The sequence below is a fragment of the Nocardia sp. NPDC051833 genome (assembly GCF_040681225.1).
In the GTDB taxonomy this organism is placed as follows: domain Bacteria; phylum Actinomycetota; class Actinomycetes; order Mycobacteriales; family Mycobacteriaceae; genus Nocardia.
Window position 1 is genome coordinate 406,021 of record NZ_JBFAYK010000002.1, and the last position, 23,486, is coordinate 429,506.

The window sequence follows — 23,486 nt, forward strand, 5'->3', positions numbered from 1 at the left end:
AAATCGACCGGACCGGCGGTCCGCGACGCTGGAACAAAGGAGTTCCCATGACCTGCCCCGTGCCCCACATCGCGCCCGCGACGACGCCCGACCACGTCTCCGACGCCGTCGCCCGCTTCGAACGGGTCGGCGGCTCCGTGCTGTTCAGCCTCTTCGGCGTCGGCCTGTTCGACCAGACGATGCTGCCGCCGGTCTCCGCGGCCCTGGAGGACACCGGACGCGCACGCACCGAACCGTGGGCCCGCGCGGTCCGCACCGCCGCCGCCGACCAGCTGATCTACCACGGCGAAGACCCCGACCGGGCGACCGAAGCCGAACGCCTGATGGTGCTGCACCGCGACGTCAAAGGCGTCGGCCCGGACGGCGAACGGTACTCCGCGCTCAACCCCCAATCGTGGAACTGGATCCTGTACTCCACCTTCTTCGTCCAGCGCGGCGCCTACCTCGCCCTGACCGACGGCGAACCGACCCGCGCCGAGAACCAGGCCATCTGGGACCACTACCGGCACAAGACCGCCGGCCTGCACCTGCCCGGCAAGTCGCGACCGATCGAGGACTACACCGAACTCGTCGCCCACTACGCCCACATGGCCGCGACCGAACTCCGGCCCACCCCCGCCCTGGCCACCGCCGTCGCCACCGTCCGGCACGCCCCGCGACCGTTCTTCCTGCCCGCCGCCACCGGACCACTGTGGCGGCTCAGCTCACCCGCGCTCGGCCACCTCCTGATGGTGCTCGGCTGCGGCATCATGCATCCCGACGTGCGCGCCCACATGCCCTACCCCTGGACCCGCCGCCACGACCGCGAATTCCAGGCGATCACCACCGCCCTGCGCGTAGCCTTCGACCGCCTGCCCGCGACCGTCACCGACTCCCCCATGGCCCGCAACCGGCGCAAATACCAGCAGCTCGTCAGCAAGTACCGCGACGTCGGACTCACCTCCTTCGCCCCCGACGCCGCCCTCCGCTGACCCGTCAGGGCGCGTCGCCGTAGACGACGAGCCAGATGGCCCGCCCCAGCGCCGCGGCCAGCTCCCCGTCCTCGATCCCGGTGTCGGCGGAGCAGGCCACGGCCATCGTGCGCTCGACCATCGAAGTCAGGATCACCGCAGTGGCGCGCGGATCCAGCTGCGCGGCGACCCGCCCCGCCGCCCGATCCGCCGCCAGCCGCGCCCCGACCAGCTCGGTGAACGCGGCCACCCGCGCCCGCCAGTAGGCGCCGACCTCCCGGTCGTACGCGGCGACCTCACTCAACGCCAGCAACAGATAGCGGTGCGCCCGCACCCCCTCGATCATCGCGGCAGCGGCATCGACGACACCGGCCTGCCGCTCGGTGCGCTCGGCACTCCACCACCGCTCCGCGGCCGCGAACAGATCGGCGGTGGCCAGCTCACCCAGCCGCACCAGCAGACTGCTCTTGTCCGGAAAATACCGGTAGAAGGTGGATCTGGCCGACCCCGACGCGGCGGCGATCCGCTGCACCGCCAGCTCCGTGAACGGAGTGCCCTCGGCCAGCAGATCCTCCACCGCCCGCAACACCCGCGGCTCGAACTCCGAACGACGGTCACCGGGCGACTTACGCGCCGACCGCGGAACACGGGTCAGCGAGGACATCGGCGGCTCCCGAACTGCTCGGCCGCGAGCCCACGTGCGTCGACCATCCGCCCATTGTGCCCCGCGACCACCGCCGTGGACCGGCAACGGCCGAGCGGCCGTGAATCCGCTGCCTCCGGGCTCTGTTGACAGTGGTCGCCACCGACCGGATCATCTTCTCGGACACACTGTCCGAGACTCGATGACCGAGGCGGTACCCATGCTCGATTCCCCCGTCACCTCGGCCGAGTCGGCCGACGTCGTCATCGTCGGCGCGCGCTGCGCCGGCGCGGCGACCGCAGTGACGTCGGCACGAGCGGGCCGCAGCGTCATCGTCCTCGACGCCGCACCCCTGCCCTCGGAAACCCTGTCCACCCACCTGCTCTGGCCCGCCGGACTCGCCGAACTCCGGACACTGGGTGTCCTCGCCGACGTCGAGGCCCTCGGCGCGCCCCGGCTGACCCAGGCCTACGCCGAAGGCGCCGGCTACGGCATCACCTCCACCTTCCCCACCGTCGACGGCATCGACTACGCCATGTGCGTGCGCCGCACCGGCCTCGACGACGTCCTCGTACGCGCCGCCATCGCCGCGGGCGCCGACGTCCGCACCCGCTGCCGGGTCACCTCCGTCCTCTGGGCAGGCGATCGCTGCGCCGGCGTCCGCTACACCGACCGCACCGGCGCCGTCGTCGAGATCCGCGCCGCGCTGGTCGTCGGCGCCGACGGCAGGCACAGCACCATCGCCCGCGCCGTGGGCGCCGACGAACCGTTCCTCACCGTCCCCAGCGGCCGCGACTGCTACTACGCCTACTGGCGCGACCACGGCGACACCCCCCGCGACACCGCCGCCCAATGGCGCGCAGGCGCCGATCTCGGCACCGCGTTCCCCTGCGACGACGGCCTGGTCCTGAGCCTGGTCCAACCACCGGCGAGCCGGGAACGCTCCGGCCCCGGCGAAGCCGAACGCCGCTACACCGACGCCGTCGCACGGATTCCCGCCCTCGCCGCCCGGCTCGACGGCTGCGAACGCGTCGGCCGCGTCCGCTCGGCCACCGGCATCGCCTCCTACTTCCGCCGATCCACCGGTCCCGGCTGGGCACTGCCCGGCGACTCCGGCCACTTCAAGGACCCGGTGACCGCCCAGGGCATCCGCGACGCCCTACGCTACGGCCGACTACTCGGGGAGACGGTGGCCGCCACCCTCGACGACCCGGCCGCACTCGACCGGGCACTGCACGAGTGGGAACGCCGCCGCATCATCGACTGCCGCGCCATCTTCCACTGGACCAACCGCCTCGCCCGCGGCGAAGCCATGCACCCCTTGGAGATCGAGCTCTATCGCCGCGCCACCACCGACCCCGAACTGGCCCGGATCACCACCGGCATCTTCTCCCGCACCCGCCCGCCCGCCGACCTGCACACCCCCGCCCTCGCCCTGCGCCTGGTCGCCGGTGCGCTGCGCCATCAGCGCGGCAACGCACCGGCCGTCGTCGCCGACCTCGCCCGTGAGATCCGCGGCGCCACCCGCAACGCCCTGATCACCCGGACCACCCTGCGCGGCGAGGTCCCCCGACCGGCGCCACCCAGCACGCCGCTGCTCGCTGCGGCCCCGAGTGGATCCCACTGACCCGCACTGCTACTCGATCCCGTGACCGAGCAGTCCGAGCCCGGCCAGATCGCGGACATACTTGCCGATCAGGTCCGGACCCAGGTGCGGGATATCGCGCTCCGCACCGATCCCCGCCGCCCGCACCGCCGCCCGGAATCCCTCGGCGGGCAGCGCCGAACCCGGCAGCGGCCGCCCCGGACGACGATGCGCCTGCAACAGCGGCAGCAGCGTGTGCCTACGCTGCTCCTCCGGCAGCGCGCGCAGCGCGGTCTCGAAACGCGCGAACCAGTCGGCGTAGTCATCGATCCGATCGATCCGATGCCCCGCCTCGATCAGCCAATCCACGAAACTGTCCAGCGAAACACTGTCGTCGTGCGGATTGACCACATCGAAGGTTCGGTACCCCGTCACCGCCGCCGCACCAAGCCCCGTCACCGCCGCGGCGACGAAATCGGCAGGCAACCCGTCGTAGTGCGCGCGCTGCCGCCGCCCGTGGGCGTCGGTCAGGTAGAACGACGCGGGCGCGAGACCGGTCACGAGCACACTCAACAGCAACCGGGTGAACACGTCGGGCACATTCAGCTGACCCGGATAGTCGCTGTGCGCCAGGATCATGTCCGACCGGAACACCGCCACCGGCAACCCGAACCGCTCCGACGCCTCCCGCAACAGCACCTCACCGGCCCACTTGCTGTTGCCGTACCCGTTCGCGTAGCTCGCGTCCACCCGCCGGACCGGACTCATCACCCGCACGTCACCGTCCTCGGCGAACGACTCCCCCTGCGCCGCCACCGCCACGGTCGACAGATAACTCACCGGCTTGCGCCTCACCGTCGACGCCAGCCGGATAACCTCGGCGGTCCCGACCACATTCGGACCGAACAACTGTCCATACGGCAGCACATGATTCACCAGCGCCGCCGAATGCACGATCAGATCCACCTCCTCGGCCAGCCGCCGCCACACCGCCGCGGACAGCCCGAGATCCGGCTCCCCGATATCCCCCGCCACCACCTCGAGCACACCGTCGGCGAGCGCGCGGAAGTGCTCGGCCAGTGCCGAATCGGTGTCGAACGCCGCCGCCAGACGCGCACACGCGGCAGCCGCGTCACCACCCCGCACCACACAGATCACCCGACCACCCAGCGGCGCCAATCGCTCCAGCCAGGTCAGCAGCAGAAACCGCCCCAGATAGCCGTTCGCCCCCGTGATCAGCACCGTGGACGGCGGCACCGTGGCGGGCGGCAGCTCCCGGGCACGATCCAACATCTCCGCGTCGAGGAACTTCGCCAGCGTGAGATCCGCCGCGCGGATCTCGGTCGCACCGACACCGTGCACCGCCTCGACATCGGTTCGCCGCGCACCAGGTTCGCGCTCCCGGCCGACATAGTCCGCGATCCGCGCCAGATCACTGTCCGGTCCGAGCAACACGTTCACCGGCACCTCGACCCCGAGCAACTCCCGCAGCAGCGTCGAATACGACAGCGCCGCCAGCGAATCCCCACCCAGATCACCGAACCGCGCCTCGGGCCGCAACTCGGTGGCCGAACACCCGAGCACCGCGCGCGCCGCCCGTGCCACCGTCTCGTACACCGGCAGACCGGCAGCGTCGCGGCGCAACCGCTGCAACTCCGCTTCCTGATCGCGCGCGACATCGTCGTACAGCGCCTCCAAGCGCGGGCCGTACCACTGTTTCAGCTTGGGCCGCAACAACTTCCCGACCCCGGACAGCAGGCCGTTCGCGATCGAGAACGGCTCGGTCTCGAGCAGGAAATCCCGTGGGATCTCATACGGCTCCAGCTCCGCCGCCACCGCCACCCGCTGCAACGACGCACTCACCGCGGCCCGCACCGCTTCGGCAGGCCCGGCCAGCGCCGCCTCCGTGGGCACCACCACCGCCAGCAGATACGCCCGCTCGCTGCTGCCGTACACGAAGATCTGCCGCACGAGATCCGCCCCTGCGAACACCGCCTCGAGCCGCGACACCGTCACGAACTCCCCCTGCGACAGCTTCAGCACATTGTTGCGCCGATCCACATAGGCCAGCCGATCCGGCGCGAGCTCGGCGACCACATCACCCGTCCGACAGAAACCGTCCTCGTCGAACACCGCCGCGGTGACCTCCGGACGCCGGTAATAGCCCGAGATCATCGTGGTCGTCTTGAGCAACAGCTCACCCCGCGGATACGGCTTGTCCGTCCCGAAATAGCCGAGCTCGGGCACATCGACCAGCTTGTAGTCCAGCACCGGCGGCCGCATCACCTTGGTATCGAAGATGACACCGCCCCCGGTCTCGGTCGACCCGTAACCATCGTGCAACCGCAGCCGCAACACCGACTCCACGAACTCCCGCAGATCCGGCGCGATCGGCGCGCTCCCACACAGCACCGTCATCAACCGGCCACCAAGGAACTGTTCGCGCAGCTCCGTCCGCACCTCCTCGGCCAGCACCGCCGGGTCCACCCCCGGGCCCGACCGCCGATCCACCTCGCGCCGGAAACGCTGCAGGATCATGTCGCACACCCGCGGCACCAGGAAGATCTCCGTCGGCCGCACCAGCTCGATGTCCTCGAACAACGTCGACATATCCGGCGCCGCCGCGAAATACGCCGTCCCGCCCCGCGCCAGCACACCGGTCAGCGTCAACCGCGCCGCGATATGGCTCATCGGCAGGAAGTTCACATTGAGCACCGCCACCGGACGGGCGGGCTGCCAGCCCGCCGCCACCAACCGATGGGTGTACATCGCACCCTTCGGCGTCCCCGTACTGCCGGAGGTGTAGATCAGCATCGCCAGCGGATCCTCGTCGGGCCCCGGCACTGTCAGCGGCGCGGGCTCGACGACTCTGCCCTGGGCGATCGCCTCGTCGATCGTGTTCAGCGTGACCGTCGAACCCGCCGCGGTCAGCCGGGCGCGGGCGGCGGCCAGCGCGTCCCGGTGATCGTCGTCGTCCGCGTGATGATCGAACACCAGCAGCGAAATCGGCGGCGTACCGGCCAGCACCGCCTCGACCGCGATCGCCAGATGCGCAGTATCGACCGCGAACACCCGCGGCCCCGTCTCATCCAGGATCGACCGCAACTGCGCGAGACCGGCACCCGACTGCAACGGCACCGCCACCCCGGCCAGATGGATCGTCGCCAAATCCAGCACGGTGTAATCGGCCCCGGTGAATCCGAGCGTCGCGACGAAATCCCCCGCCCCGACCCCCGCCGCGTGCCACGCGGCAGCCAGCGCCCGAGCCCGCTCCCACACCTCGCCGTAGGTCACCGACTCGAACTCCGGCAGTAGCCGCCGCGTGACCCGCCCGCCCTCGACCACCGGCTCGGTGCGCCGGATACCGAGCGCGGGCCGATCCGCGTAGGCGGTCATCACCATCGAGACGATCTGTGTCAGTGGCAGACCCGGCGTGGTGACCGCCGCGTGCACGTCCTCGAGCGGCGTCGCCGCCCGGATCTGCTCGTCCTCGGCATAGAGCGCCCTGATGCGCTCCGCCAGCAGACCCGCGTCCAGCTCGACCGTCATGCCTCGTTCTTCCGCTCGACCGAACCACCCAGCGCGGAGATCCGGACATCGCGCCAGGCTTCCCGCCGCGCCGCCTCAGGATCGATCAGCACCCGCGGCGGATGGTCGATGATGCAGGTCGCCCTCCGCTCGGCCGTATACGGCGACCACGCCGCGAGCGGCTCCCCGGTCCGGGCGAAACTCACCCAGTTGTCCTGCACGTGGTCCTGCACCGCGCGGAACGCCCGCCGCCCACCCGCGGCCGTCATCGCCCGGCCGACCGGACTGTCCACCCAACCGAACACCGGCACCAGCTCCAGCGCGTGCGTCGCACCGAACCCGGCCAGCCGCACGGCACGTGGCGCGTAGTCGAAACGGTAGGCGTAGGTCGGCGCGTACCGGCTGTGGCCCTCCAAGACGGCCAGCGTCGGCCGCAGGAACATGAAGTCACCGCCCATCCGCACCGCGGTCCGCGCGGCCGGATACCCGGGATAGCTCCGGACCACACGCTGCTCCGCCCCCGGATCGCAGCGTCCGAACGTGGTGGTGAGCTGTGCGGGCGTGTGCGGCACCGACTTCATGAACCGCTGGAACAGCGTCGCCTCGTCCCGGTTCGTCCCGATGATCAACGGCACCCGATGCGCACGGCCCCCGGCGATCGCGTCGATCGGCGCCTCCGGCAGGAACTCCCCGTCCACCACCGGCGTGTACGGGAAACTGCCCGGCCGTTCCCGCAGCGTCCGATACAGCGCCCGATCGGCCGCCCGGCACAGCTCGCTCGCCGGCGTCGTCGCCAGCACGGTCGCGGCGTCGGCCGGATCGGCGCCCAGCCGTTCCAGGCAGCTGCGCGCGAAGCGCCGCGCCTCCGCCGGCTCCGCGGTCCAGTCCGCGGGCGCGCTCTGCGCGATCGCCCGATGGAACAGGCCCTTCGCGGCCGGTGTCGCCAGCAGCGCGACCACCGCGTGCGCGCCCGCCGACTCGCCGAAAATCGTCACATTCTCCGGGTCACCACCGAACGCGGCGATATTGCGCCGCACCCAATCCAGCGCGGCGACCTGATCCCGCAGCCCCAGATTCGACTCGAAAGGCCGCTCCGGCGTGGAGAACTCGCTGAAATCGACATAGCCCATGGCCCCGAGCCGGTAGGTCACCGACACCACGACCACGTCGCCGCGCACCGCCAACCGGGCGCCCGAGTACATGCTCGCCGCTCCGATCACGTACCCGCCGCCATGGATGAAGACCATGACCGGCCGCGGACTCGCCGACGGCGTCGCCGGCGCGGTCACGTTCAGGGTCAGACAGTCCTCACCGGTCGGCTGCCACGTGCGGGGGCCGGTGCGGGCACCGTTGGGCTGCTGCATCGCCGCGAAGCCGTACTCCGTCGCCGAGCGCACCCCCGTCCACGGTCGCACGGGTTGGGGCGCGCGGAGTCGGAGTTCTCCGACGGGCGCGGCCGCGTAGGGAAGGGCTCGCCAGCTGACGACTCGACGGCCCGCACGACCGCGCACGACTCCGTCGGCGGTCACGATCTCTGTGGACACCATGCGCCCCACAGTACGTGGTACCAGCGGTACCGCGCAGGCGGTTCGGTCGTCCGCCACGCCAGGCGGACTAGACTGGTCCGATGGCCGGCGACGCCCCGGAAACCGCACCGCTCGCGGCTCGAGACGCCGGGAGCGTCGCCGACCTCGACCGCCTCATCTGCACCTGTCGCGCCTGCCCCCGCCTCGTCGCCTGGCGGGAGGAAGCCGCTCGCGTCAAACGCGCCGCCTACCGCGACGAGATCTACTGGGCCCGCCCCGTTCCCGGATTCGGTCCCGCCGACGCCGAGATCCTCGTCGTCGGCCTGGCGCCCGCCGCCAACGGCGGCAACCGCACCGGCCGCATGTTCACCGGCGACCGCAGCGGAGACGTCCTCTTCGCCGCGCTGCACGCCGTAGGACTGGCGACCGGCGCGCATCCGGTCGGCGTCGACGACGGCATCCGGCTCGTCAACACGCGCCTCACCGCTCCCGTGCACTGCGCCCCACCGGCGAACAAGCCGACCAGCGAGGAACGCCACCGCTGCGCCCCCTTCCTCAGCCGAGAGCTGGAACTACTGGCCCCGACGGTGCGGGTCATCGTCGTCCTGGGCGCCTTCGGCTGGCAGGCCCTCTTCACGGTGCTCACCGAAGGCGGCTGGACGGTACCCCGACCCCGCCCGCACTTCGCCCACGGCGCCGAGCTCACCCTCACCCACCCGGACGGCCGCACGATCACCATCCTCGGCTGCTACCACGTCAGCCCCCACAACACCTTTACCGGCAGACTCACCCCCGCCATGCTCGAAGACGTCTTCCACACCGCCCAAACCATCGCAGACTCCGCGCACCCGGCCACCCAGCATCCGGCCCGCGCCGCCACGCACCCGACCGGCCACTCCATCCGCTCGAACTGAAACCAGCACAACTGGTCTCACCACAGCCATGAGGACCCACCCCCACCGTCTTCAGCTTCTTTTTGGGACGTGAGGTCGGGGTCTGACGGTCTGGTTAAAGGAGAGATTAATCATTAGTAGATGCGCATATCTACGTCTCCTAATGTCTTATTGAGGAGAATTGGCAAGTCAACCGGTTCCAGATCAGTCACCAGTTCTCGACCCGAAAGAGCTCTCGCCTTCTACCCAGGCTCCTCTACTCGAGCACCCTCCCCCGCCACGCGACTCCCATCCGCCCGCCGGGGCCTCCCCTCCCCCGGCGGCGAGGCCCCGGCGGGCGCGGGCCTGTGGCTGCGCACCGTCGGGGCCTCGGTCGGCTCGGCTCAGTGGACCGGGGTGTCGACCTTGCGGACGATGCCGCGGGCGATGGAGGCTGTGAGGCGGTTCGTGATCGGGCCGGACAGGCGCAGGAGCGGGCGTAGGGCTGCTCCGCCTTCGACGGCGAAGGTCCAGGTGAGGCGGGTGCCGGTGGGGGTGGGGGTGAGATCGATGTCTTCGGCGAAGCGGCGGAGGCCGGGGATGGAGGCCGCGTCGACGGTGAAGGTCATGCGGCGTTCGTCGTCCCAGCGGTAGAAGCGTTCGGTCAGGGCGGCCGCGCCGGCGAGGGTGACGACCCGGGTGGAGCCGATACCGTAGGGCCGCGGGGAGATCCAGCGCATCCCGGTGACGGCGCCGGACCACGACACCAGCGCGTCGTCGGCGATCAGCGCGGCCCAGGCGGCGCTCGGCGGCGCGGCGATGTCGACCACGTGCACGTAGCGATTCGGGGCGGTCGCGAGAAAGGTGTCATCGGATTCGTGCAGGACAAAGGACGGTGACATGGCGTTGCGGTCCATTCAGTTGTGCGGATCGAGTTCTTCTGACAGTCGAAGTCTTTCGGGGCCCGTCTGCGGTCGCACCCCGGACAGGCCGTTCCAGCACAGCGCGACGGTGACGTCGACGGCGTCGTGCTTGGCGATCGGGCGGCCGGCGTCGAGCCACTGCCGGGCCGCGAGGTGACTGGCGCCGACCAGGCTCCAGGCGTACATGTCCGCGGGCGCGGCGGCCACCCCGACCGCCCGCAGCTCGGCGGCCACAAGGTCGGCGCACGCCCGCAGAGCGCTACGCACCCGCCATTCGATGCTCGGTTCACTCGGCACCGGCGATTCGAAGACCAGCACGTGCCCGCCCGGATCCTCGTCGACGAAATCGAAGTACACCGCCACAGCCACCCGCACCCGGGACCGGGGCGTGGTCTCGGCGCCGACCGCGGTACGGACACCGTCGACCATCCGGTCCAGATACTGCTGCAGGACCGCGAGATACAGGTCGAGCTTGTTCGCGAAGTGGTCGTAGAGCACCGGCTTGGAGATCCCGGCGCGCGCACTGATCTCCTCCATGCGCGCGCCGTGATAGCCGTTGACGACGAACACGTCCCGCGCGGCGGCGACCACGGCGCGCCTGCGATGCGCGCGCCTGCCGTCACCGCGCACCCCGCGCGCGGAGGCGACCCCGGTGCCCGGCAGCACCGGATGCCGGAAGGTCGTGTCCGTCGTCATGCCGCTCAGCCGAGCGTTTCCCCGGCGGCGGCCTTGGTGCGCAACGACTCCGGCACCTCGAACCGGTCACCGTAGGCGGCCCGCAGCTCGTCGGCGCGGGCCACGAAGCCCGCCAGGCCGCCCGCGTACTGGTTGATGTACTGCACGACACCACCCGTCCACGCCGGGAACCCGATGCCGAAGATGGAGCCGATGTTCGCGTCCGGCACGGTGCGCAGCACGCCCTCGTCGAAACACCGCACGGTGTCGAGTGATTCGGCGAACAGCATCCGCTCCTGCATGTCGACGAACGGAATGCCGTGGTCGTCGCGGGTGTACTTCTCGATCAGCCCGGACCACAGCCCGAGCTTCTTGCCCTCGGCGTCGTACTCGTAGAAGCCCCGGCCCTCGAGCCGGCCGGGCCGGTCGAAGTCGTCGACCATGGCGTCGACGAGCGGGTACGCCTTGGAATCGGTCCAGCGCTTGCCCTCGGCGAGCAGGTTCTCGCGCAGGCTGCGCCGGATCTTCTGCGCCAGCTTCATGTTGATCTCGTCGGCCAGCGCCAGCGCGCCCACCGGATAGCCGGCCTGGGTGGCGGCCTGCTCGACCGACGCCGGGTGCACGCCCTCGGCGACCAACGCGATCGCCTCGTCCATGAACTGGCCGATCACCCGGCTGGTGAAGAAGCCGCGGCTGTCGTTCACCACGATCGGGGTCTTCTTGATCGCGAGGGTGTAGTCGATGGCGCGGGCGATGGCCTCGTCGCTGGTCTGCTCGCCGACGACGATCTCCACCAGCGGCATCTTGTCCACCGGCGAGAAGAAGTGCAGACCGATGAAGTCCTGCTGCCGCTGCACCCCGCCGGCCAGATCGGTGATCGGCAGGGTGGAGGTGTTGGACCCGAGCAGCGCGTCGGGGTTCACCAGGTGCTCGATCTCGCCGAACACCTTCTGCTTCAAGCCCGGATCCTCGAACACCGCCTCGACGACGAAGTCGCAGCCCGCGGCGTCGGCCGGGTCGGCGGTCGGGTGGATACGGCCCAGGACCTCGTCGTATTTGTCCTGGCTGATCGCGCCCTTGCGCAGCGCCTTGTCGAGCAGCTTGCGCGAGTAGTCCTTGCCGCGCTGCGCCGCCTCGAGGGTGACGTCCTTGAGCACGACCTGCATGCCGGCGCGGGCCTGCACATAGGCGATGCCCGCGCCCATCATGCCCGCGCCGAGCACGAGGACCTTCTCCGGCGTGCGCACGGGGAAGCCTTCGGGGCGGCTGCCGCCCTTGTTGATCGTCCCCAGATCGAAGAACAGGGACTTGATCATGTTGGTGGAGACCTGACCGCAGATCAGCTTGGTGCAGTAGCGCGTCTCGATGGCGAAGGCGGTGTCGATGTCGACCTGCGCGCCCTCGACCGCCGTGGCCAGCACCGCGATCGGTGCGGGCATCGGCGCGCCCTTGAGCTGCTTGCGGACGTTGGCCGGGAACGCGGGCAGGTTCGCCGCCAGCGCCGGGCTCGACGGGGTGCCGCCGGGGATCTTGTAACCCTTCACATCCCACGGCTGGGCCGCCGCGGGATTGGCCGCGATCCAGGCGCGAGCCTTGTCGAACATCTCCTCGCGGGTGGCGGCGACCTCGTGAATGATCCCGACCTGCAGCGCCTTCGCCGGCTTCATCCGCTGGCCCTGACCCACGACATTGAGCACCGCGTTGGTGATGCCGAGCAGCCGCACCGTCCGGGTGACACCACCGGCGCCGGGGAGCAGGCCGAAGGTGACCTCGGGCAGGCCGAGCAGGCTGCCCTTGGCGTCGAGGGCGATCCGGTGGTGGCTGGCGAGGGCGACTTCGAAGCCGCCACCGAGCGCGGTGCCGTTGATCGCGGCGACCACCGGCTTGCCGAGGCGCTCGAGCCGGCGGAACGCGGCCTTGTAGGTGTCGAGGCCGAGCGCGATCTCCGGCGCGGTCTCCGGGGTCGCGTTCATCAGCAGATTCAGGTCACCACCGGCGAAGAAGGTGTCCTTGCCCGAGGTGAGGATGACGCCGTCGTAGGTGTCCTTCTCGGCTTCGAGCCGGTCGACGGTGGCGGTGAGATCGCGCGCGAACGCCTCGGTCATGGTGTTGGTCGACTGGTTCGGGTCGTCGATGGTGAGCACGAGCACCCGGTCGGCGCCGAGGTCCCAGCCGATCATGTTCTCTGTCATGGTCTTTCCTCTGTCTCCGGGTCCGGCGCTCAGACGCGCTCGATGATGGTGGCGATGCCCATGCCGCCGCCGATGCACAGCGTGATCAGCGCCCGCCGCGCTCCCCGCCGCTCGAGTTCGTCGACCATGGTTCCGGTGATCATGGCGCCGGTGGCACCCAGCGGGTGCCCCATGGCGATGGCGCCGCCGTTGACGTTGAGCTTCTCGTCCGGGATCGCCAGCTTCTTCTGGTAATTGAGCACCACCGAGGCGAACGCCTCGTTGAGCTCGAACAGGTCGATGTCGTCTACGGTGAGCCCGGCCAGCGCCAGCACCTTCTCGGTCGCCGGGACCGGGCCGGTCAGCATGATCGTCGAGTCGCTGCCGCTCACCGCGGACGCCACGACCCGGGCGCGCGGGGTGAGACCGGCTGCGGCACCGGCGGATTCGCTGCCGATGAGCACCAGCGCCGATCCGTCGACGATGCCCGAGGAGTTGCCGGCGTGGTGGACGTGGTCGATCTTCTCGACGTGGTGGTAGCGCTGCAGGGCGACCGCGTCGAACCCGCCCATCTCCCCCATCGCCGCGAACGACGGGGTCAGCCCGGCCAGGCTCTCGACCGTGGTGTCCGGGCGCATGAACTCGTCGTGGTCGAGCAGCACGGCGCCGTTGATGTCGGTCACCGGAACGATCGACTTGGCGAAGTAGCCACCCGACCAGGCCGCCGCCGCCTTCTGCTGCGAGCGCACCGCGAACGCGTCGACATCCTCGCGGGTGAAGCCCTCGATGGTGGCGATCAGGTCCGCGCTCACCCCCTGGGGGACAAAGTAGGTGTTGTAGTTGGTGACCGGGTCCATCGCCCAGGCGCCACCGTCGGAGCCCAGCGGAATCCGCGACATCGACTCCACGCCACCGGCGATCACCAGCTGTTCCCACCCCGAGCGCACCTTCTGCGCCGCGGTGTTGACCGCTTCGAGGCCCGACCCGCAGAACCGGTTGAGCTGCACACCGGCCACCGTGTCGGGCAGCCCGGCCGCGAGCGCCGCCGTCTTGGCGATATCGGCGCCCTGATCGCCGACCGGGGAGACCACGCCGAGGACGATGTCATCGATCAGCGCCGGATCGAGCCCGGGGTAGCGGACCTTCAGCTCCTCGATGAGCCCGACCACCAGGTCGAGCGGTTTGACGCCGTGCAGGGCGCCGTTCTTCTTGCCGCGACCGCGTGGGGTGCGGATCGCGTCGTAGATGAATGCCTCGGTCATGGTTCCTCGAAACTGTGTCGTGTGATGACAGGTCAGCGATGGGTGAACTGTGCGGCGCGCTTGTCGACGAAGGCGTTCATGCCTTCCTTCTGGTCCTCGATCGCGAACAGCGAGTGGAAGACCCGGCGCTCGAAGCGGATGCCCTCGGCCAGCGTGGTCTCGAAGGACCGGTTCACGGCTTCCTTCGCGATCATGGTGACCGGCAGCGACTTGGCCGCGACGGTCTCGGCGACCTCGGCGGCGACGTCGAGCAGGTCGTCGGCGGGCACGATGCGCGAGACGAGTCCGGCCCGTTCGGCTTCCTCGGCGCCCATGTTGCGGCCGGTCAGCACCAGGTCCATCGCCTTGGCCTTGCCGACCGCCCTGGTGAGCCGCTGCGAACCGCCGATGCCGGGGATCACCCCGAGTTTGATCTCGGGCTGCCCGAACTGCGCGGTGTCGGCGGCGATCAGGATGTCGCAGAGCATGGCCAGCTCGCAGCCACCACCGAGGGCGTACCCCGCGACCGCGGCGATGGTGGGCTTGCGGAACTGCGCCAGCCGGTCCCAGCGGGCGAAGAAGTCGTCCATGAACATGTCCATGTAGGACTTGGGCTGCATCTCCTTGATGTCGGCGCCCGCCGCGAAGGCCTTGGCGGAGCCGGTGATCACCACCGCGCCGATCTCGTCGTCGCGCTCGAGCTCGTCCAGGGCGGCGACGATGTCGTCGAGGACCTGGGTGTTGAGCGCGTTGAGGGCCTTGGGCCGGTTCAGGGTGATCCAGCCGACGCGGTTCTTGCGTTCGACCAGGATCGTCTCGTACTCGGTCATGCGGTGGCCTCCCCGGAACGCTCCCGGATGTCGGTGACGATGGCCGAGAAGTCCCGGCGCGCGTCGGTCTGGTTGAACCGCTCGTAGATCGCGGCGGCCAGCTCGCCGAGCTGCCCGTCGATGCCGTTGGCGCGCAGGGCGTTCGCGGCCAGGATGAGGTCCTTCGACATCAGCGCGGTCGCGAAGCCGGGCTGGTAGTCGTTGTTGGCCGGACTCGCCGGAACCGGGCCCGGGACCGGGCAGTAGCTGGTCAGCGCCCAGCTCTGGCCCGATGCCGTGGAGACCACGTCGAAGAACGACTGGTGGCTCAGGCCGAGCCGTTCACCGAGCACCAGGGCCTCGGACAGGCCGATCATGGAGATGCCGAGCAGCATGTTGTTGCAGATCTTGGCGGCCTGGCCGACGCCGGCGTCACCGCAGTGCACGACCTTGCCGCCCATCACGTCGAGAATCTCGCGCGCGTCGGCGAAGTCGGCGGCCGCACCACCCACCATGAAGGTGAGGGTGCCCGCCGTCGCGCCCGCCACGCCACCGGAGACCGGGGCGTCGAGCGGCCGGTGACCGGCCGTCACCGCCTGTGCGGCAGCGGCTTTCGCGTCGGCCACATCGATCGTCGAACAGTCGATGAACAGCGTGCCAGGCGTCGCGGCGGGCAGCAGCTCGGCGTAGACGTCGAGCACGAGCTTGCCGTTGGGCAGCATGGTGATCACCACGTCCCGGTCGGCAGCCGCGTCGGCGGCGACCGAGACCACGGTGGCGCCGTCGGCGCGTGCCTGCTCCTGTGCCGCGGGCACCGGGTCGAAGGCGACCACGTCGTAGCCCGCGCGCACCAGGTTCGCCGCCATCGGCGCACCCATGTGGCCGAGGCCGAGGAATCCGATCTTCTTGCTCATCGCTGCGCCTCCTGCGCGGTCGCGCCGAGTTCCCTGTCCCCCAGCTCGGCGAAGTACGCCGCCACCTGCTCCTCACCGACCTCGGTCAGCGTCGCCGGCTCCCACCGCGGATTGCGGTCCTTGTCGATGACCTGGGCGCGGATGCCCTCGACCAGGTCGTGCGAGCGCAGCGCGGCGATCGAGACCCGGTATTCCTGATCCAGCACCGCCTCGAGACTCGGCAGCTCCCGCGCGGCGCGCAGCGAACGCAGCGTGACCTTCAGCGAGACCGGCGATTTGGCCAGCAGGTCTTCGGCGGCCTTGGTCGCCTCGGGCGAGTCGGCGGTGTGCAGCCGGGCCGCGATCTCCTCGACGGTGTCGGCGCTGTAGCAGGCATCGATCCAGCTCCGCTGGGCGAGCAGCTCCGAGGCAGGTGCCGGTTCGGCGACCGCCGCGATCGCCGCGTCGACCTCGGTCGTGCGCAGTGCGTCGAGCAGCGCCGGGAGGGCAGCCGAGGGCACGTAGTGGTCGGCGAAACCGGCCGCGATCGCGTCGCCCGCGCTCATCCGCGCGGTGGTCAGCGCGACGTGCGTGCCGATCTCCCCGGGCGCCCGCGACAGCAGGTAGGTGCCACCGACATCGGGGACGAAACCGATCCCGACCTCGGGCATGCCGATCCGGGACCGCTCGGTGACGATGCGGTGGCTGCCGTGCCCGGACAGGCCGACACCGCCGCCCATCACGATGCCGTCCATGATCACCACATACGGCTTGGCGTAGCGGCCGATCAGCGCGTTGAGGTGGTATTCGTCGCGCCAGAACACCCCGGTCGGCGAATCGGCGTTCGCCGCACCGCCTTTCGCGTCGGCGTGGATGGCGACGATGTCACCGCCCGCGCACAGTCCGCGCTCGCCCGCGCCGCGAACGACGACCGCGCGCACCGCGTCGTCGTCGGCCCACGCGCGCAGCGCCTCGGTGATCGCCAGTGCCATGGGGTGGTTGAGCGCGTTGATGGCCTTGGGCCGGTTCAGGATGATGAGGCCGAGGCCGTCTTCGACGGTGATCAGCACTTCGGGTTCGTCGGTCATGCCGCTCCTGTCAGCGTGCGGGCCACGACCACCCGCATGATTTCGTTGGTGCCCTCGAGGATCTGATGGACCCGCAGGTCGCGGACGATCTTCTCCAGGCCGTATTCGTGCAGGTACCCGTACCCGCCGTGCAGTTGCAGCGCCTTGTTGGCGACCTCGAACCCGGCGTCGGTGGCGAATCGCTTGGCCATCGCGCACAGTTCGACCTTGTCCGGCGCCCCGGCGTCGAGCGCGGCCGCGGCCCGCCACAGCAGGGTCCGGGCGGCTTCCAGCTGGGTCCGCATATCGGCCAGCTCGAACTGCAGCGCCTGGTTGTGCGACAACGGTTTACCGAAGGCGTGCCGTTCGGCCAGATACGGGACGGCCTTGTCCAGCGCCGCCTGGGCGCCGCCGATCGAGCACGCGCCGATATTGAGCCTGCCGCCGTTGAGGCCGTTCATCGCGATCGCGAAGCCGTCGCCCTCGGCGCCGAGCCGGTTGGCCACCGGCACCCGCGCGTCCTCCAGGATCACCTGGCGGGTGGGCTGGGCGTTCCAGCCCATCTTGCGCTCGTTCGGCCCCACCGTCAGGCCCGGCGTATCGGCCGGGACGATCAGCGCCGAGACGCCGCGCGCGCCGTCACCGCCGGTGCGCACCATCATCACGTACACGTCGTTGGCGCCGGCGCCGGAGATGAACTGCTTGGCGCCGGTGAGGATGTAGTCGTCCCCGTCGCGGACCGCCTTGGTGCTCAAGGCCGCCGCGTCGGAGCCGACGCCCGGTTCGGTGAGGGCGTAGCTGCCGAGCAGTTCCATCGACGCCATTCCGGGCACCCAGCGCTGCCGCTGTTCCTCGGTGCCGTAGGCGTCGATCATCCAGGTCGCCATGTTGTGGATCGAGATGTAGGCCGCCACAGCGGGGCACCCGGTGGCCAGTTCCTCGAAGATCCGCACGGCGTCGAGCCTGCGCAGTTGTGAACCGCCGACGTCCTCGCGCACATAGATCCCGCCCAAGCCGACCGGGCCCGCCTTGCGGAGCACGTCGACCGGGAAGTGTTTGCGCTCATCCCATTCCAGCGCGTTCGGCGCGAGGAATTCGTCGGCGAACTGGCGCGCGGTCTCACCGATCGCGCGTTCGTCGTCGTTGAGAGTGAACACGACCGGTCAGTCCATCGTGGGGATGACGAAGGCGTTGGACTCCTTCAACCCCGCGGGCCAGCGCTGGGTCACCGTCTTGGTCTTGGTGTAGAAGCGGATCGAGTCCGGGCCGTGCTGGTTGAGATCGCCGAAGCCCGAACGCTTCCAGCCACCGAAGGTGTAGTAGGCGATCGGCACCGGGATCGGCACGTTGATACCGACCATGCCGACCTGCACGCGCGCGGCGAAGTCGCGCGCGGTGTCACCGTCACGGGTGAAGATCGCGACACCGTTGCCGTACTCGTGCTCGTTGGCCAGCCGCAGACCCTCCTCGTAGTCCTCGGCCCGCACCACGGTCACCACGGGACCGAAGATCTCCTCCTGGTAGATCCGCATGTCCGCGGTCACCCGGTCGAACAGGCTCGCGCCGACGAAGTAGCCGTCCTCGGCACCCTCGACAACCAGCCCACGACCATCCACGACCAACTCGGCGCCCTCGTCGACACCGATCTGGACGTAGTTGTTCACCCGGTCCACGCCGTCGGCACCGACCAGCGGACCGAAGTCGGCGCCCGGATCGTCGGACCGGCCCACGTTGAGCTTGTGCACCCGCTCGGTCAGCTTGGCGACCAGCCGGTCGGCGGTCTCCTCCCCCACCGGCACGGCCACCGAGATCGCCATGCAGCGCTCACCCGCGGAGCCGTAGCCCGCGCCGATCAGCTGGTCGGCGACATCGTCGAGGTCGGCGTCCGGCATGACGATGGCGTGGTTCTTCGCCCCGCCGAAGCACTGGGCACGCTTGCCGTTGGCGGTCGCGGTCTCGTAGATGTACTGCGCGATCGGGGTCGAGCCGACGAAGCCGACCGCCTTGATCCGCGGGTCGTGCAGGATCGTGTCGACGGCTTCCTTGCCGCCGTTGACCACGTTGAACACCCCCGGCGGCAGCCCCGCCTCGAGGAACAGCTCGGCCAAGCGCAGCGGCACCGACGGGTCACGCTCGGACGGCTTGAGCACGAACGCGTTGCCACACGCCAGCGCCGGACCGGCCTTCCACAGCGGAATCATCGCCGGGAAGTTGAACGGGGTGATACCGGCGACCACACCCAGCGGCTGGCGCATCGAGTACACGTCGATCCCGGTGCCCGCGCTCTCGGTGTACTCGCCCTTGAGCAGGTGCGGGATACCGACGGCGAACTCGATCACCTCGAGGCCGCGCTGGATATCGCCCTTGGCGTCGGCGATGGTCTTGCCGTGCTCCGACGACAGCAGCGCCGCCAGGCTGTCGATCTCGTCGCTGACCAGGGTCAGGAACTTCATCAGCACCCTGGCCCGCTTCTGCGGGTTGAACGCCGCCCACACCGGCTGCGCGGCCGCCGCGTTGGCGATCACCGCCTCCACCTCGGCGGTGTTCGCCAGCGGAACCGTGGCCTGCACCTGCCCGGTGTTCGGATCGAACACCTCACCGAACGCGCCCGAGGCGCCCTTGACGTGCTGTCCGTCGATGAAGTGGGTGAGTTCGCGAACCATGCCAGTCCTTGTCGTGGGTCGGTGCGCCGGAGCGCAGGTGAATGGAGCTCCAATAGTTGGATGTCCAATCAATTGATACCATGGAGCACTATTGGCGGTTTGTCAACATCTACTCGTTCTATTGACATAACGCCAACAACTGCTCACTCTGGTGCGCAGCCCATCGACATCAGGAAGAGGAACCCGATGACCACCGCCGAAACCGACCGCGGCATCGACGCCGAGTCGGAGCTGCAAGGCCTGGCCGAGCTGGCCCGCACCTTCTTCGCGAACACCGTCGCGCCGCATCGCGAGGAGTTCGCCGCGCAGGGCTTCCCGAGCCGGGAGGTCTATCGGCAGGCCGGCGAACTCGGCCTGCTGTGCATGTCGATCCCCGAGGAGTACGGCGGCGGCGGTGGCACCTTCGCCCATGAGGCCGTGCTGTTCACCGAGCAGGTCAAGGGCGGCGATTCCGCCATGCAGCTCGGCGTGCACACCGGCATCGTGCCGCACTACATCCTGGCCTACGCCTCGGAGGAGAACAAGAAGCGCTGGCTGCCGAAACTCGCCTCCGGCGAGTGGATCGGCGCCATCGCGATGACCGAGCCCGGCACCGGCTCCGACCTGCAGAACATCGCCACCAAGGCGGTCAAGGACGGCGACGACTACGTCATCACCGGCGCCAAGACATTCATCTCCAACGGCCGCAACTGCGACCTGCTGATCATCGCCGTCAAGACCGATCCGACCCTGGGCGCCAAGGGCGTGTCGCTGGTGGTCGCCGAGGTCTCCGACGACACCCCCGGCTTCGAACGCGGCAGGCTGCTCAAGAAGATCGGCCAGAAGGGCCAGGACACCACCGAGCTGTTCTTCGACGGGCTGCGCGTGCCGCAGGCCAACCTGCTCGGCGCCGAGGGCGAGGGCTTCATCCAGCTCATGCAGCAGCTGCCCCAGGAGCGGCTGATCTGCGGCGTCGCGGCCGCCGCGGCGATCGAAGCGGCTGTCGCCGAGACGCTGGCCTATGTCAAGCAGCGCAACGCTTTCGGCAAGCCGCTGTTCGCCATGCAGAACACCCGGTTCGAGCTGGCCGTCTGCGCGACGATCGCCGAGGTCGTGCGTACCTTTGTCGACTCGGCCGTCGAGAAGCACCTGCGCGGCGCGCTGGATGTGAAGACCGCGGCGATGGTCAAGTACTGGACCACCGATCAGCAGTCCCAGGTGATCGACCGGTGCGTCCAGCTCCACGGCGGCTACGGCTACATGGAGGAGTACCCGATCGCCCGGATGTGGGCCGACGGCCGCATCTCGCGGATCTACGCCGGCGCCAACGAGGTCATGAAGGACCTCATCGCCCGCTTCCTCTGACGCGCGACGCCTGATCGAGGCCGCGACGCCGACCGGCGGCGTCGCGGCGCTCGGGCTGGCAGGATCGACGCGTGACTACCGCGAACCTGACCCGTGCCGAGACCGCCGCCCGATCGGCCGCGGTCACCGTCCGCGCCTATCGCGTCGATCTCGACCTGTCTGGCGCCACCGACCACACCGGCGACACCTTCGCCACCACGACCACCGTCGAGTTCGACGCGACCATGGACCGGACCTGGCTCGACTTCCTCGGCGCGTCGGTCGAATCGGTGACGGTGAACGGGCAGGACGTGCCCGTCGACTACGACGGCGCGCGGCTCACGATTCCCGATCTCGCCGCGGCGAATACGGTCGTGGTGCGCGCCACCGGCCACTACAGCCGCTCGGGCGAGGGCCTGCACCGCTTCCTCGACCCGGCCGACGGCGCGACCTATCTGTACACCCAGTACGAGCCAGCGGACGCCCGCCGGGTCTTCGCGTGCTTCGAACAGCCGGACATGAAGGCGCCCTTCACCTTCGTGGTGACAGCACCCGCGGGCTGGGAGGTGGTGTCGAACCGGCCGATCGCGACGATCGAGGACGAGGGCGCCCGGCAGCGGGTCGAGTTCTCCCCCACCCTGCCGATCTCCACCTACATCACCGCGATCGCGGCGGGCCCGTATCACCGCGTCGAATCCTCCTGGACACGAGACGAACTCACGGTCCCGCTCGGGGTCCTGTGCCGCGCGTCCCTCGCCGGGCACCTCGACGCCGACACGATCCTCGAGGTGACGAAGCAGGGACTCGACTTCTTCGCCGGGCACTTCGCCTACCCGTACCCCTGGGGCAAGTACGACCAGATCTTCGTTCCCGAGTACAACCTCGGGGCCATGGAGAACCCGGGCCTGGTCACCTTCACCGAGGCCTACGTCTTCCGTGGCGCGGCCACCGCCGCCCAGTACGAGGGCAGGGCGAACACCATCCTGCACGAGATGGCGCACATGTGGTTCGGCGATCTGGTGACGATGGTGTGGTGGGACGACCTGTGGCTCAAGGAGTCCTTCGCCGACTACATGGGCGCGCTGGCCAGTGCCGAGGCGACCGAGTGGACCGATGCCTGGGTGGCGTTCGCGAATCGCCGGAAGGCGTGGGCGTATTCGCAGGACCAGCTTCCGACGACACACCCGATCGTCGCCGACATCGGCGACCTCGAGGCCGCCAAGCTCAATTTCGACGGCATCACCTACGCCAAGGGCGCCAGCGTGCTCAAGCAACTGGTCGCCTATGTCGGGCGCGACGAGTTCTTCACCGGCGTGCGCCGGTACTTCCGCACGCACGCGTTCGGCAACACCACCCTGGCCGATCTGCTGACCGAGCTGTCGGCGGATTCCGGCCGCGATCTGGCGGGCTGGGCACGCGCCTGGTTGCAGACGACCGGCATGTCGACGCTGATGCTCGACGACGGCACGATCGTGCAGACCGACCCGCGACCGCATCGGCTCGCCGTCGGACTCTACGACTTCGACGCCGCGGGTGATCTGGTGCGCCGGGATCGGGTCGAGCTCGATCTCGTCGCCGAGCGGACGCCGGTCGCCCTCGAACCCGCGCCGCTGCGCCTGCTCAACGACGGCGACCTCACCTACGCCAAGGTCCGGCTGGACACCGATTCACTGGCCACCGTGGAGAAGTCGCTGGATCGGGTCACCGATCCCCTGGCGCGCGGATTGATCTGGTCGGCGCTCTGGAACGCCGCACGCGACGGCGAACTCGAGGTCGAGCGGTATCTGCGGATGGCCCGCGACTTCGCCCCCGCCGAATCCAACACGGCCCTGCTCGCCGCGGTACTCGCCAACGCCTCCTTCGCCATCGGCCACTACCTGCCCGCGGCGGACCGGGAGCGGTGGCGCGGCGAATGGCTGGAATCATGCTGGGCCACTCTGCATTCCGCGGCACCGGGCTCCGGTGATCAGCTGGCGTGGGCGCGGGCGACCGCGACCGCCGCCACCGTCGACGGTCGCCGGGCCGCCGATATCCGCGCGATCCTGCTCGGTGACGCGCCCGCGCCGGACGGTCTGGCGCTGGATCCCGATCTGCGCTGGCAGCTGTGGACCGCCCTGGCCGCGACAGGTGCCGCCACGGAGGCCGAGCTGGACGCCGAGCTCACCGGGGACAGCACCGCCTCGGGCCGGACCGCCCATCGCCGGGCACTGGCCGCCCGCCCGGAACCGGAGGTGAAGGCCGCCGCGTGGGCCGCGGCGCTCGGCGACACCACCTTGACCAACGATCATCTCGACGCCGTCATCGACGGGTTCCGCGCCGGGCAGCGCCGCGACCTCGTCTCCCGCTACGACGACGAGTACTTCGCGGTGCTGCGGGAGGTGTGGGAGCAGCGCAGTATCGAGATCGCGCGGCGCATCGTCCTCGGCCTCTTCCCCGCGGCCGGCTCGCTCGATCAGGTGGACGCCTGGCTCGACACGCATGCCGACGCACCGGGTGCGTTGCGGCGCTTGGTGATCGAACAGCGCGACCATCTCGCCCGCGATCTGCGGGTCCGCGCGGGCGGCCGGTAGCCCGCGGTCCCGACCTCGGGTGGGCGAGGTCGGGACCGCCGCCGGAC

The 23,486-nt window shown here is 69.9% G+C and carries 17 protein-coding genes; 5 read left to right on the top strand and 12 right to left on the bottom strand.

All coding sequences use genetic code 11. The features are described 5' to 3' along the window. The first annotated feature begins 47 nt into the window (after window positions 1-47). Complete coding sequence (locus tag AB0L91_RS19930) at window positions 48-971, top strand: oxygenase MpaB family protein (protein ID WP_365011897.1); 924 nt, start codon at window positions 48-50, stop codon at window positions 969-971. A 4-nt stretch (window positions 972-975) separates the two neighbouring features. Here the strand turns inward: AB0L91_RS19930 and AB0L91_RS19935 are convergent, their stop codons facing one another. Next, window positions 976-1,614 carry a TetR/AcrR family transcriptional regulator gene (locus tag AB0L91_RS19935; RefSeq protein WP_365011899.1) on the bottom strand — a complete coding sequence of 213 codons (639 nt, stop codon included), beginning with the start codon at window positions 1,612-1,614 and terminating at the stop codon, window positions 976-978. Between the two features lie 199 nt (window positions 1,615-1,813). Between AB0L91_RS19935 and AB0L91_RS19940 the strand changes: the two genes are divergently transcribed. Continuing rightward, window positions 1,814-3,220 carry an NAD(P)/FAD-dependent oxidoreductase gene (locus AB0L91_RS19940; RefSeq protein ID WP_365011901.1) on the top strand — a complete coding sequence of 469 codons (1,407 nt, stop codon included), beginning with the start codon at window positions 1,814-1,816 and terminating at the stop codon, window positions 3,218-3,220. Between the two features lie 9 nt (window positions 3,221-3,229). On the opposite strand, the gene car is transcribed toward AB0L91_RS19940, so the two are convergent. Together car and AB0L91_RS19950 are read right to left on the bottom strand one after the other, a co-directional pair. After that, entirely contained in the window at window positions 3,230-6,727 is a 3,498-nt protein-coding gene (car, locus tag AB0L91_RS19945; RefSeq protein ID WP_365011902.1) for a carboxylic acid reductase, read from the bottom strand. Then, window positions 6,724-8,253: a carboxylesterase/lipase family protein gene (locus AB0L91_RS19950; RefSeq protein WP_365011904.1), complete on the bottom strand. Its 1,530-nt coding sequence runs from the start codon at window positions 8,251-8,253 to the stop codon at window positions 6,724-6,726. The genes car and AB0L91_RS19950 overlap by 4 nt, the downstream gene beginning before the upstream one ends. A gap of 80 nt (window positions 8,254-8,333) precedes the next feature. Here AB0L91_RS19950 and AB0L91_RS19955 point away from each other — a divergent pair, with 80 nt between their 5' ends. Further along, the gene (locus tag AB0L91_RS19955; RefSeq protein WP_365011906.1) at window positions 8,334-9,146 is read left to right on the top strand and encodes a uracil-DNA glycosylase; all 813 of its coding nucleotides are present in this window, start codon (window positions 8,334-8,336) and stop codon (window positions 9,144-9,146) included. Window positions 9,147-9,508: 362 nt separating this feature from the next. Here AB0L91_RS19955 and AB0L91_RS19960 read toward each other — a convergent pair whose 3' ends face one another. Genes AB0L91_RS19960 through AB0L91_RS20000 form a run of 9 tightly spaced genes read right to left on the bottom strand, consistent with a single transcriptional unit; the run spans window position 9,509 to window position 19,546 of the window. Next, window positions 9,509-10,006, bottom strand: coding sequence for an SRPBCC family protein (locus tag AB0L91_RS19960; RefSeq protein WP_365011908.1), 498 nt, complete (start codon window positions 10,004-10,006; stop codon window positions 9,509-9,511). Between the two features lie 15 nt (window positions 10,007-10,021). After that, window positions 10,022-10,723, bottom strand: a complete 702-nt coding sequence (locus tag AB0L91_RS19965) for a TetR/AcrR family transcriptional regulator (protein WP_365011910.1) — start codon at window positions 10,721-10,723, stop codon at window positions 10,022-10,024. 5 nt (window positions 10,724-10,728) lie between these two features. Further along, window positions 10,729-12,894, bottom strand: a complete 2,166-nt coding sequence (locus AB0L91_RS19970) for a 3-hydroxyacyl-CoA dehydrogenase NAD-binding domain-containing protein (RefSeq protein WP_365011912.1) — start codon at window positions 12,892-12,894, stop codon at window positions 10,729-10,731. 29 nt (window positions 12,895-12,923) lie between these two features. Continuing rightward, on the bottom strand, window positions 12,924-14,135 hold the full coding sequence (locus tag AB0L91_RS19975; protein ID WP_365011914.1) for an acetyl-CoA C-acetyltransferase: 1,212 nt from the start codon (window positions 14,133-14,135) through the stop codon (window positions 12,924-12,926). A gap of 32 nt (window positions 14,136-14,167) precedes the next feature. Further along, entirely contained in the window at window positions 14,168-14,944 is a 777-nt protein-coding gene (locus tag AB0L91_RS19980; RefSeq protein WP_365011916.1) for an enoyl-CoA hydratase, read from the bottom strand. After that, on the bottom strand, window positions 14,941-15,837 hold the full coding sequence (mmsB, locus tag AB0L91_RS19985) for a 3-hydroxyisobutyrate dehydrogenase (protein WP_365011918.1): 897 nt from the start codon (window positions 15,835-15,837) through the stop codon (window positions 14,941-14,943). Before mmsB ends, AB0L91_RS19980 begins: the two co-directional genes overlap by 4 nt. Further along, window positions 15,834-16,904, bottom strand: a complete 1,071-nt coding sequence (locus AB0L91_RS19990; protein ID WP_365011920.1) for an enoyl-CoA hydratase/isomerase family protein — start codon at window positions 16,902-16,904, stop codon at window positions 15,834-15,836. Before AB0L91_RS19990 ends, mmsB begins: the two co-directional genes overlap by 4 nt. Beyond that, a complete protein-coding gene (locus tag AB0L91_RS19995; protein ID WP_365011922.1) occupies window positions 16,901-18,040 on the bottom strand; it encodes an acyl-CoA dehydrogenase family protein in 1,140 nt (379 codons plus the stop codon). Before AB0L91_RS19995 ends, AB0L91_RS19990 begins: the two co-directional genes overlap by 4 nt. Window positions 18,041-18,046: 6 nt before the next feature. Further along, window positions 18,047-19,546, bottom strand: coding sequence for a CoA-acylating methylmalonate-semialdehyde dehydrogenase (locus tag AB0L91_RS20000; protein ID WP_365011924.1), 1,500 nt, complete (start codon window positions 19,544-19,546; stop codon window positions 18,047-18,049). A 186-nt stretch (window positions 19,547-19,732) separates the two neighbouring features. On the opposite strand from AB0L91_RS20000, the gene AB0L91_RS20005 reads away from it, so the two are divergent. Both AB0L91_RS20005 and pepN read left to right on the top strand, forming a co-directional pair. After that, on the top strand, window positions 19,733-20,890 hold the full coding sequence (locus tag AB0L91_RS20005; protein WP_365011926.1) for an acyl-CoA dehydrogenase family protein: 1,158 nt from the start codon (window positions 19,733-19,735) through the stop codon (window positions 20,888-20,890). A 71-nt stretch (window positions 20,891-20,961) separates the two neighbouring features. Next, window positions 20,962-23,439: an aminopeptidase N gene (gene pepN, locus AB0L91_RS20010; RefSeq protein WP_365011928.1), complete on the top strand. Its 2,478-nt coding sequence runs from the start codon at window positions 20,962-20,964 to the stop codon at window positions 23,437-23,439. The last annotated feature ends 47 nt before the right edge of the window (window positions 23,440-23,486 follow it).